Source organism: Arthrobacter sp. PGP41, assembly GCF_002953935.1.
Classification (GTDB): Bacteria; Actinomycetota; Actinomycetes; order Actinomycetales; family Micrococcaceae; genus Arthrobacter.
The window spans coordinates 3,763,975-3,775,401 of record NZ_CP026514.1 but is presented as its reverse complement, the minus strand read 5'-3'; the positions used below and the strand labels follow the sequence as shown (position 1 = coordinate 3,775,401).

Sequence of the window (11,427 nt, the reverse complement as noted above, 5' to 3'; positions counted from 1 at the left end):
CCACCGCCATAAGGCATCAGTACCCCTGTCCGTAAAGGCCAGGAACCAGCAAGTATTCAAAGGAGAATCAGATGCCAAAACGCATCCTTGCCACCGTAGCTGTGGCCGTTGCACTCACCGTTACTACTGCCCTCACTGGTTGCGGCGGGGGCGCCGCCGGCGGCGCCGGCGGGGCTAGCACCACCGTCCGCCTCGGCCTCGGCGACCCTGCAACGTCTTCCATGGGCGTCAGCGCAAAGCACTTCGCCGACAAGGTTGCCGAGCTGAGCGACGGCAAGGTCAAGGTCGAGACATTCCCCGACGGCACCCTTTTTGGCGGAGACCAGAACGCCGCCGTCAACTTGCTTGGAAACGGCACGCTGGACTCCACCATTATGTCCACCTCGGTGTACGCGTCCTTCGAGCCGAAGATGAATGCCGTCAGCCTTCCCTACCTCTTCAAGGACTCGGAGGAGGTCACCAAGTACTTTGAGGGCGAGCCGGGCAAGGAACTGCTGGGCTCACTGGACAAGCTGGGCATTAAGGGCGTGTCCATGCTGACCCGTACTCCGCGGCACACCACCAACTCGGTGCGTCCCATCACCCAGCCCGAGGACTTCAAGGACCTGAAGCTCCGCGTACCGCAGAATGACCTCTGGGTAAAGTTCTTTGGCTCGCTGGGCGCCAACCCGACGCCGATGGACTTCAAAGAGGTTTACACCGCCTTGCAGCTGGGGACTATCGATGGCCAGGAAAACCCTTTGGAAGTTCCAGTCAACAACAAGTTCTTTGAAGTCCAGGATTACCTCTCCCTGACGGGCCACATCTCCGACGGCCTCGTCCTCGGGTTCAGCAAGAAGAAGTGGGACTCCTTTGATGAGGACACCCGGAAGGTCCTGCAGGAAGCGGCAGACCTGACCGCTGACTTCAAGACAAAGTACGACAACGACGAAGCCGCCAAAACCCTCGACAAGCTGAAGGGCGAAGGCGTGAAGATCAACGAGCTGACGCCCGAAGCTAGGGCAAAGTTCCAGGCGGCAGCGCAGAAGGTCTACCCCGAGCTTGAGGGCAAGGTGGGCAAGGAATTCGTCCAGTCAAGCCTTGAATTCCTTGGACGGTAAGGTGGCGGGTCCAGTGCAGGAGATGAGTTCTGTGCATGATGAGGGAACCACCCCAGTCCGGGGTGCCGAACACCAGGCGGCCGAAGACAACATCGAGGTGGTTCCGGTAAGCGAAGTCTCGGAACCTCATGGTCTGATCTGGAAGGCCGTGGATGCTCTCCTCTTCGTCGGAATCTGCGCGATGCTGCTCAGCCTTGCTGCCCAGATGGTCAGCCGGCAGATGGGAGCCTCGCTGTCATGGACCGAGGAACTGACCCGTTTCCTGTTCATGGACACCACCTTCCTGGGGATGGCAGCAGGCTTCCGGGCCGCCGTGCACCCGCGGGTGAACTTCGCGGTGGCGTGGGGACCAGCCTGGCTTAAGAAAGTCAGCATGCATCTCTACGCCATCTGCGGGACCGTGTTCTTCAGTGTCCTGATCTACAAGACGTGGGAACTGATGCTGCAGCAGTACGCCGCCGGAGAGTCCAGTCCTGCCCTGGGACTGAAGATGTTCCTGGTAACCCTGCCGCTGGTGATCAGCGCAGCACTCGCCATCGTCGCCCATATCACCACCGTCTACTTCTCCCCGAATATGCGTAAGAGAATCCTCAAAGGAGAGATGATCGCATGAGCCTGACCCTGCTGGGCATTTTCCTCCTCCTGCTGCTGCTGGGCGTTCCGCTCTCAATCTCACTCGGCATTGGCGTCATCGCCACGCTGCTGATCTTCGACATCCCCCTCGACCTGTTGCCGCAGTCCATGATGAGCTCCATGAACAGCTTCCTGCTGGTCGCTGTCCCCCTGTTCGTCCTGGCCGGCAACCTCATGGCCGGCGGGGGTATTTCGGACCGCATCTTCCGTGGCGCCGAAGTCATCTTCGGCCGCTTCCGTGGCGGCCTTGGCCAAGTGAACATCGCATCGAGCGCGATCTTCGGCGGCATCTCCGGTTCCTCGGTTGCCGACATTGTCAGCCTTGGCAAGATCGAGATCAAAGCCATGACTGACCATAAGTACCCGCGGCCCTATGCGGCAGCGATGACCATGGTCACCGCTACCCTGTCCTCACTGATACCGCCCAGCATCCTCATGATCATCGCCGCCTCGACCGCGAACGTCTCGGTAGGCGCGGCACTCGCAGGAGGATTTGGACCGTCCATTGTCCTGATCCTCGTCCTGATGCTGGTGAATTTCTTCCTGTCGGCACGCCACGGTTACGGCGAGGTCTCAAAGACGCCTTTCAAGAAGGGCCTGAGGATCGTCCTCGGGGGAATCCCGGCCATGGGCGGCCCGGTGATCATCCTGGTGGGCATGTTCAGCGGGCTCGTCACGCCCACGGAGGCGGCCGCCGTCGCCGTCTTCTACAGCCTGTTGGTCGGAATCTACGTCTACCGGGACATGAAGTGGCGCCAGATGCCGAAGATGATCGTGGACGCCGGCCTCACCACCGGCACCATCCTGCTCATCGCCATGATCGCCGGCGTCGCCTCTTACATCTTCACCATTGACGGGCTGCCGGCAAAGGTCAGCAGTTGGCTGCTGAGCGTCAGCACTGACCCCACCATCGTCATGCTACTGATCGGCCTTATCCTGATCATCATCGGAACCGTGATGGACAAAGTCGCCGCCATCCTGCTTTGCACACCGGTGCTCATGCCCGCGGCCGTGTCTTCCGGTGTGGATCCCATCCACTTCGTCGTCTTCCTCGTTGCCGCCCTTGCCGTCGGCCTGGTCACACCGCCTGTCGGCGTCTGCCTCTTCGCGGCGTCCTATGTCAGCGGGCTGCCGATGGAGAAGATTGTGAAGGCCGCGGTGCCGCTCTATGTGGTCATGGTGGTTGCCATCGTCATGCTGGCCGTCTTCCCGCAGCTCATCCTATGGCCGTCTGATCTCCTGACCAATCAGTAACGCCTGGCTCCAGTCGGCTATCCCATACAGCCCTTATCACTAAAGGATCCCAATGCCTGAACCTGACCACCCAGCGCTTGCCCTGATGGGATTAGGGCCGATGGGGGAACCCATGGCGCGCCGGCTGCTGAAGGGCTACCGCGAGCTGACTGTCTGGAACCGGACTGCTTCGAAGGCCGAAGCCCTGGCGGGCCTGGGCGCCCGCGTTGCCGCCTCACCTTTTGAGGCGGCCGCTGACATCGTTCTCACGGTGTTGCCGGACCTAAGCCACGTCGAATCGTTGCTTCCGGGAGAAGAGGGCATGATAGCCGGATGGACAGCCCGGGGCATTGCCAGCCCGATACTCGTCGTGCACGGGACCGTCTCGCCGGGGGCAGTGGCGGCCTTTGGCGAACGGATGCTTCGAGAGCACAACGTCAGGGTTTTGGACGCCCCCGTCAGTGGCGGCACCGTGGGTGCCGAAAACGGCACGCTGAGCATCATGGTGGGCGGGGACGAGGACACGTTTAACTCGGTCGCGCCGGTGTTCGGGTTCATAGGCAGCACCATCCGGTACATGGGCCCGGGAGGTTCGGGCGCACTGGCCAAGGCCTGCAACCAGATCGTGGTCGCCGGCACGGTCACGGCAGTTTCCGAAGCCATGCTTCTCGCGCGCGGCGGGGGACTGGATCCATCGGTGATGCTTGAACTGCTTCGGGGTGGGCTGGCCGACTCCGAGGTGCTGCGCCAAAAGGGGCACAGATGGATTGACGGCGACTTCACGGGTGGCGGCAGCGCCCAAAACCAGCTGAAGGACCTCAATTTCGTGCTGGGGGCGGCTGGAACAGCGCACCTGGAGCTACCCCTGAGCACGGTAATCCAGGGTCTTTTCGAGGATATGGTGGCGCGGGGCGACGGCGCCCTTGACCACACGGGAATTTTCCGGACCCTTGCCCAGCGCAGCAGCGCTCTCACTCAGAGGTTTTCGTAAAGAATCCCGAAGTCGTAGGCGATGCCCCCACAAAATCGTGATGCACCGTACCGTGAGGCAGGCGTGCTGAAAGGGTTGGGTTCCCAGTGCTGTGTTCAAACCCTGAGCTGTAGCCGGTCCCTGGCCTGGGCGGACGAAGCCTGGCCTGCGTACCCGCCTGCGCTGGAGACCGGCTTCACCCGCCGGAGCGCGGCGAGGATGGCCCGCCCCACCACGGCGATTCCGATCACCGTGGTGACGGCGCGCAGGGTGTCCCAGCCCGCCGTCGACGTCACCAGCGAATACAGCAGGAAGCTGCTCAGGTTGGTGCCCAGCGGCGCGCCGGGCACATAGGAGATGCCGGTGCCCGCGCCCACCGCGAAGGGCCAGAACCACAGGTTGGTCAACAGGCCGAACAGGTAGGACGCCACCACACCATAGCCGGCCAGCATCCACAGTTCGGCCCTGCCGCGCACCCGCCGGGGGAGCAGGCCGGCCCCCGCACCCACCCACGCACAGGCGAAGATCTGGAACGGAGTCCACGGCCCGATCCCGCCCCACAGGGCACTTGAGAGGGCGATGGTGGCGGCGCCGAGCAGCATGCCGAAACGCGCACCGAAGGCCCGGCCGGCCAGGATCAGCAGGATAAAGACCGCTTCAACGCCCCCGACGCCGGTGCTCGCCACCCGGACAGCCGTGCCGACTGCTGCCAGGACGCCGAGCAGCGCCACCGTGTGTGCCGAACGGACAGAACCGTCCAGGGACACAACAATGGCGACGGCGGCGAGCGGCGCGATTGCCAGCGCTGCGTAGGGGAGGGCGGCGGCTGCATCCTGCGGGAGGGCCGCGGCAAGCAGCGGCCAGCAGAACGCTGCGAGGGCCACAAGGTTTGCGGCTGCCAGGACGGAGAGTTCGACGCCGCGCGGCAGCCGGATTCGGGGCTTTCTTGCTGCGCCGGGGGTGTCCGGTTCGGTGATTGGCTTTGGCCCGGAGCCCACCTGCCGGGGAAGCAGAACGGGCGGTTCGGACGCTTCGACCGGGGCGGAAGAGGGTGCGACGCCGTCCCGCATCGGGAGGATCCGGGCACCGAGGCCCTGGGCAAAGTCATGGTCGTGCGTGGCGATCAGGACAGCGGTACCGGAGTCGGCCGCGGACCGGAGCGCGGCCGAGACCGCCGTGCGCGCGGCCGGATCGAGCCCGCGGGTGGGCTCGTCGATCAGGAGTACCTGGGGATCGTCCATGGTCTGCAGCGCAATGGCCAGGATCCTGCGTTCTCCTGCAGAAAGGTCCCGGGGATGCTCATGACCGATGGGGATCGTGACGTCTCCCCGCAGACGGGCCAGGCGTGACGCCGCAAAGCCGGGCGCGGGCTGCCCGCCGGTCTTTCGGCGCCCAAGGCGCCGCTCGGCCGCGCGGAGCTCTCCCTCGACCGTATCCCTGGTGAAGAGGTCGTCCGAGGCGTCCGGCACCAGGGCGACGCGGCCGCCGTCGGCCGTTCCGCCGTCGTTGGTTTCTACTCCGCCCGCTCCCTCACCGAGGGCAAGCGCCACCAGGAGGGACGACTTCCCGGCCCCGTTCGGCCCCACCAGGGCCACCACTTCGCCGCGGTGCAGGGCCAGGGAGGCGTCGCGAACCAGTGGCGTGCCCTTGCGGTGCACCGCGAGGTTGGCCGCTGTCAGCACGGGCGCGTATTCGGCATCTGGAACAGGCGTGGGGTGCGCAACCGTCGGGACCGGCGCGGAGGGCGCGGCACCCGGTACCAGCTCGCCGTCGGCAATGGTCCACCAGGAGTCGGCAACCGGGACGAGCGCTGCCGCCCTGTGCTCCGCCACGATGACGCAGACACCGTCGCCCGCGAGGGTGTTGAGCACGGAGATGACGTGCCTGCGGGCCGTGGTGTCGAGGTCGGCCAGCGGCTCGTCCACCAGGAGCAGGGGAGGCTGTTCCACCACCGCGGCGGCGATGGCCACGAGCGTTGCCTCCCCGGCGGAAAGGGTGCTGATATTCCGGTCCAGCAGCGCCGTCACCCCGATGCGCTCGGCAACCTCCAGCACCCGGGCCTTGGCGGCGGCCGATGGCATGCCGCGCAGCTCAAGGGCGAGGGAGATTTCGTCCCGCACCCGCGTGCTGGCGAAGGCGGCGCGGGGATTCTGCAGGACGACGCCGATGAGCCGGGCGGTATCGCGGGGCGGCATGGGGGCACGGTCCGCTCCGGCGACGCGAACGGTGCCGGAAATCTCTCCGCCGTCCACGTGGGAGAGCAGGCCGGCGATGCCCCGCAGGATGGTGGACTTGCCGGATCCGGTAGGTCCCGTAATGACGGTGATGGACCCGCTCGACGGCGTGAACCCGGCCACACGGACCTGCGCGTCACCGATGCGGAACCGGGCGTCGCGCACCAGGAGCGGGCCGCCGTCGTCGTTCCCGGGGTGGTGTGCGGCGCGGCTCCCGAAGCCGCGCAGCTCAAGGGCGGCGGCTACCCGGGCCGCGTGTTCAAGGGTGCGCTCGAGGACGGGCACCAGGGCGCGGGGCCCGAAGCGTTCGCCCCGCAGCCGGAACGCCAGGCGTACGGAGGTCACGGCGTCGGCCAGCGCCGGGAGTGCCGCCCACGCCACGACCAGCGTGCGGGCCAGGCCCTGCATGGGGCCGCGGCGGGCCAGGTGAACGAAGCCGCGGGCCACGTCCACGAACGCATTGAGCAGACCGAACCCAATGAACAGCCCGGCGATCGGCAGGGCAGACAGGACCGCCGCCCACAGGCCTTGTCCTGTGACCGGACCAAGGAACACCACGTGGGCGTAGGGGGCCGGCAGCCGCATGGCCGGCAGGTCGAGCAGGACGGGCGAGCCAAGGCCCGCGCCGTTGAAAAGGACGCGGTAGATGACCCGCGCCGCGATGAACACGACGGCGAGAACAATGCCGGCGCGCAGCGGCGCGGGTCGGAAGGTCATGCCGCGGGGGCGGCCGGTTCGCCGTCGACGGTAAAGAGCAGTTCCAGGCTCTGGCCCGGGCTGACCTGCAGGGTGTCGAGGCCTTCCTGCGCGTATTCCCAGGCGCCAGCGTCCTTCTTAATCCAAAGGGACCAGTAGGCGAAGGCAGCGGGCATGCCGGTGCATTCTTCCTTGTACGTGCCGCCCTTGTGCTTGATGTCGAAGTCCGCGGCCGGCACCCCGTTCACCCGGCACGCGAGCGTGGGGTACTGCTTGGTGCCTTCGGTCTTTACGTTGGCTTCCTCGAGCACCTTGGACGCAGCGGTGGGACCGTCCACCGGCACGCACACGGACTTGTCAGCGGCAGACTGCTTCAGTGCGCCGGAATCGACGATGACCTTCACGCCGTCGCAAGTGCCGGAGGCGCTGGGGGCAGCCGCTGCCGTGGACGGCGGTGCAGAGGTGGTTGGCGAGGTGGTGGCCGGCGCAGAACAGGCGGCGAGGGAAAACAGGAGACCGGCGGCGGCGAGGGAGCTCGCGGCGGCGGTGCGCATCTTAGTCAAAGTCACCCGTTAAGAGTAGGGCGTTGCTAGTCCACATCCTGCTGCCGCGGCTTTGTGTGACATCCAGGGCCAGTCGTGGGGGCGGGCAGGAGCGGCGCCCCCTTTTCTGAATGCGTTATTGACTGTCCGGCATGCCACCGGGACCATGAAACTGGCTGACTCCCATACCCGATGCGTCGACATCACACCCGGTAGGCGGCCGTTGACGCAAGAGCGCCGGCAGTACCAAGACCCAGTCGGAGGAGACCGATGAGCAGCTCCCGAATTGCCGAAGCAATCAAGTCGGCCAAAGAATTTCTGGGCGCCCATACTGACGAGGCGCGCTACCGCGATTCGACCGCGTCGGCCGTTGTGATGGAAGGCCTCCGCATCCGGGTCACAGGAACGGATGGCTCCTCCCTGGAGACCGATATGGTCGCTGGCGTGGGTGGAACCGGTTCGGCACCGTCGCCCGGCTGGCTCTTCCGCGCTGCCTATGCCTCGTGCGCCGCAACCCTGATGGTGATGCGTGCTGCCGAGCAGGGCGTGGAACTGCCCGGGCTGCAGGTCGACGTGGACAGTGAGTCTGACGACCGAGGCATCCTGGGCATCTCCGAGGACGTCAGCGCCGGCCCGGTCAGCATGCGGGTGGCGGTTCGGGTAGGGCCTGCAGCCGATGAGGCGGCTGTTCGGAGGATTGTCGAGTGGGGCCTGAAGCATTGCCCGGTCGATGATGCCGTCCGCAGGCCCATCCCCGTGGAGCTCGACCTCCAGGTCGGTTAGGTGGAGGACGGGGCATGCGGAAGCCGTAGGCAGGGCCGAACTGGCGGCGGCTTCGGCGCACGGTAGCGCAGTAAGCGGAAAAGATTTGCCCGGAATTGCTCCATTCAGTTGCTGGCCCGCGCTTAACTCGCGTCAGAAGGGGGACGGACGGTTGTGATTCGGCTTCGGGCGTAGTAGGCAGCCACCGCCAGCAGGGCCAAGCACGCAAGGAACATTGACAAGGACAGGAAAACAACGCCGGCGGTGATGGCCAGCAAAAGGAGCGCTTCGGCAGGCGCCTTCCGGGGAGTGGCCGCAAAACGGGCGACCGTTGCTGTCAGCAGCGCGAGGGAGAGCACCAGGATTCCTGCGACAAAGGTTGTTCCGAACCAGCGCAGCCGCAGAAAGTCTTCCAGGAAATTCGAGAAGGAGACCACCAGTGCAGCGGCCGCCGCTGTGCGCAGGGACACCCGGCTGACCCTCGCGGCTTTTCGGGTCCTTGTGTCCATGCGCTGTCCAGTCCTCCCCATGGCCCAGAGGGTACCGCCCAAGAACAGCAAGGCCAGGGAGGTTAAGGCCACCGCGGCATAGTCACGCGGAGTCTGCGGATCCCAGTATGTGACCTCGCCGGGAAGCTCGATCACTGCCCTCAATCCGAAGGCCACGGCTGCGAGGGTGGCCAAGACGGCGACTGGGCGCGACCCTGGGTGACCCCCGGCTCCCATTCCTTGCGGCACGGCGCCTATCGGTAAGCGGTGAAACCCCATGTTGAACATCGACCCGCTCGCCTAAAACCGTGTAGTCCCGCGCAGTTTGCGGGGGCGGCCGTCCGGGTCCACCAAAAAGCGGTACGCAGGATCCGCCCAGAGGCGCTGCAGGCGTGTGACCGGGTGTGTGGTGTGGTGCCGCGCGTGACCCCCGGGGCGGGGCGAGAGGCGGTCAGTTTTGTGCCATTCATCCAGGGCATCGGCAGCGGCATTCCACAGGCCGAGGCCGTCCGCCGGATCGCTCAGCCGGGGGTCATCCTGGTCCAGGCCCAGGTGCTCGGCCCAGAGCTGCCGCCGCAGCCCCTGGGCCAGCGGACTGGAAGCCCCGGGACCAGTGCCGGGACTGGTGCCCGGGCCAGTGCCTGCGCCGGGCGCCTCCCCCTGGCCAGCGGAGGTGTCGATGACCGCGCAGGTAAGCTCGCTGTCCGTGGTCCAGGACCGCCGGTTGAAGTTGTCCGATCCGCACGTGAACCAGGTGTCGTCGATGATGCAGATCTTGGCATGGACATAGATCGGTGTCCCGGCCCTGTTCTCCAGGTTGAACACGCCGAATCTGTCGGGAGCCACGCGGCGCATCCTTTCGATGGCGCGCAGCTGGCCGAGCCGCTTGGGCGGCCCTCCCAGCGGACCGTCGGAGTCCGGGTAGCGCGGTACCACGGCGATCACATTCAACCCTGGGTTCTGTTCGAGGGCCCCTGCGATACCGGCCGCCACCTCAGCAGACCACAGGTACTGGTCCTCGATGTAAATCAAGGAGCGGGCCAGGCCGAATGCTTTTGTGTAGGCCCGGGCAACGCTCCGTTCACCATCGGGTGCGAACGGGAACGGCGGATGCTTCACGCCGTAGGTGCGCAGCAGCTGCACGGCGTGCGGGCCGGCCGGCGGCGGTGGCGGCGCAGTCTCCGGCAGGGGCTCGGGGTGCCGCGGCATATCCGCCAGGCGCTGCAGCAGCATCCGGTACGGAGTGCGCCGGTCCAGGGGATGGGGGTCGTCCCACCTTTCCGCGAACAGCTTCAGCACATCCGCCACCACCGGGCCGCGCAGTTCCAGGGCAGCATCGTGCCATGGAGGCTGTTTCCCGTACCGGGGATCCATCTCCACCGACTGCGGGTCTCCCATATGATCGGCGTCGTCCCGGCGGCTGTGGGAAAGATCGATCCCGCCAACGAATGCGATGTCCCGGGAAGGGTCATTACGGTTGCGGATGACGAACAGTTTCTGGTGATGGCAGCCGAAGAGCCGCACCCGCTGGTCCAGCAGCACCTCGCCGCCGGCGTCGTTGATCTGGCGGCTGAGGTGCTCGTTGGACAGGTTGCTCATGGGGGCGGACACGCGTTCTCCGTGTGACCTCCACACGAGGCCGCGCACTTCCACTCCGTCCCGGGCAAGCCGCGCCAGCAACTCTCCGATGGCCGGCCCGTCCGCCGTAAGCTTTTCGTCGCCGTCGCCACGCCAGTCGGTGAACCACACACGGTCTCCCGCTTGCAGGGCCGAGAGCTCCTCATGCAGCCGGGCGAAATAGGTGGCACCGTGAATCAGGGGCCGCACCAGGTTGCCCTCCGACCAGGAGGGCGATCCTACTTTGCCGGCGTGCACGTCGGCAGCCGCATTGCCCCACTCGGCGGCACCCAAGAACCAGTAACCAGCAGTACTGTCCACTCGTCGTTCCCTTCGGGACCCGGGCCCGTCATTAGGCGTCCGGCCTACCAGTAGCCTACGACTGTGCCGGTCAATGTCATCCGATGATGCCGTCATTCTGGCAATTCCAAGGGTCTGGACACCGGTGCCCGCCGGACTTATCGTGCAAAAGTGGCGGCTGCCTGACTGGCAGGATGGCAAACTCTGCCGGTCCGCTGTTGCAGCCGTCCGTCATGAGGAGGAAGCAATGGAACACGTTGAAGAGACCGTTGAAGTAGCAGTGCCGCTGCGGACCGCGTACAACCAGTGGACCCAGTTCGAATCCTTTCCGCAATTCATGTCCGGCGTCGAATCCGTAACCCAGCTGACGGACACCACCAACCATTGGGTTACCAAAGTGGGCGGTGTCCAGCGGGAATTCGATACTGAAATAGTCGACCAGGAGCCTGACGACCGGATCGCCTGGCGCAGCACCGACGGCAAGTCCCATGCCGGCATCATCAGGTTTACGCCCCTGGATGCCAACCACACGAAGGTCAGGGTCCATTTCGAATGGGCGCCGGAAACCCTCACTGAAAAAGCAGGTGCGGCACTGAAGATGGACCAGATGCAGGTGAAATCTGACATGCGCAAGTTCAAGGACTTCATCGAATCGCGCGGTACCGAAACCGGCGGCTGGCGCGGCGAAGTCGAGGACACCGGCCCCACCGGGCAGCTCTAGAAGTGCCGGGCGGGGTCAGCTGAGGAAGCGGCGCCTCGCAAACGGAAAACGGACGACGGCGGGACCTCCCGCCGTCGTCCGCTCTTTTCAGGCGTTGGGCAGCTAAAAGTTCGGCCGTTCAGGTGGCGTGA

At 65.6% G+C, this 11,427-nt stretch carries 10 protein-coding genes; 6 read left to right on the top strand and 4 right to left on the bottom strand.

All coding sequences use genetic code 11. From position 1 onward, the window contains the following. Positions 1-71: 71 nt before the first annotated feature. From C3B78_RS17305 to C3B78_RS17290, 4 genes are read left to right on the top strand one after another with little or no spacing between them, the layout of a single operon-like run. Positions 72-1,100 carry a DctP family TRAP transporter solute-binding subunit gene (locus C3B78_RS17305; protein WP_104999156.1) on the top strand — a complete coding sequence of 343 codons (1,029 nt, stop codon included), beginning with the start codon at positions 72-74 and terminating at the stop codon, positions 1,098-1,100. A gap of 22 nt (positions 1,101-1,122) precedes the next feature. After that, positions 1,123-1,713: a TRAP transporter small permease gene (locus C3B78_RS17300; protein WP_158677282.1), complete on the top strand. Its 591-nt coding sequence runs from the start codon at positions 1,123-1,125 to the stop codon at positions 1,711-1,713. After that, positions 1,710-2,987: a TRAP transporter large permease gene (locus tag C3B78_RS17295; protein WP_104999154.1), complete on the top strand. Its 1,278-nt coding sequence runs from the start codon at positions 1,710-1,712 to the stop codon at positions 2,985-2,987. Before C3B78_RS17300 ends, C3B78_RS17295 begins: the two co-directional genes overlap by 4 nt. Positions 2,988-3,039: 52 nt before the next feature. After that, positions 3,040-3,957 carry an NAD(P)-dependent oxidoreductase gene (locus C3B78_RS17290; protein WP_104999153.1) on the top strand — a complete coding sequence of 306 codons (918 nt, stop codon included), beginning with the start codon at positions 3,040-3,042 and terminating at the stop codon, positions 3,955-3,957. 95 nt (positions 3,958-4,052) lie between these two features. Here the strand turns inward: C3B78_RS17290 and C3B78_RS17285 are convergent, their stop codons facing one another. Continuing rightward, a complete protein-coding gene (locus tag C3B78_RS17285) occupies positions 4,053-6,887 on the bottom strand; it encodes an ATP-binding cassette domain-containing protein (RefSeq protein ID WP_104999152.1) in 2,835 nt (944 codons plus the stop codon). Further along, a complete protein-coding gene (locus C3B78_RS17280) occupies positions 6,884-7,435 on the bottom strand; it encodes a hypothetical protein (RefSeq protein ID WP_234005449.1) in 552 nt (183 codons plus the stop codon). The genes C3B78_RS17285 and C3B78_RS17280 overlap by 4 nt, the downstream gene beginning before the upstream one ends. Before the next feature lie 243 nt (positions 7,436-7,678). On the opposite strand from C3B78_RS17280, the gene C3B78_RS17275 reads away from it, so the two are divergent. Continuing rightward, positions 7,679-8,191 (top strand): OsmC family protein, encoded by a 513-nt coding sequence (locus C3B78_RS17275; RefSeq protein ID WP_104999150.1) that lies wholly within the window; start codon positions 7,679-7,681, stop codon positions 8,189-8,191. A gap of 122 nt (positions 8,192-8,313) precedes the next feature. On the opposite strand, the gene C3B78_RS17270 is transcribed toward C3B78_RS17275, so the two are convergent. Further along, positions 8,314-8,853, bottom strand: a complete 540-nt coding sequence (locus tag C3B78_RS17270) for a hypothetical protein (RefSeq protein ID WP_158677281.1) — start codon at positions 8,851-8,853, stop codon at positions 8,314-8,316. A gap of 105 nt (positions 8,854-8,958) precedes the next feature. Next, positions 8,959-10,596 (bottom strand): phospholipase D family protein, encoded by a 1,638-nt coding sequence (locus C3B78_RS17265; RefSeq protein WP_104999148.1) that lies wholly within the window; start codon positions 10,594-10,596, stop codon positions 8,959-8,961. Between the two features lie 226 nt (positions 10,597-10,822). Between C3B78_RS17265 and C3B78_RS17260 the strand changes: the two genes are divergently transcribed. Then, positions 10,823-11,296: an SRPBCC family protein gene (locus tag C3B78_RS17260; RefSeq protein WP_104999867.1), complete on the top strand. Its 474-nt coding sequence runs from the start codon at positions 10,823-10,825 to the stop codon at positions 11,294-11,296. Positions 11,297-11,427: the final 131 nt, after the last annotated feature.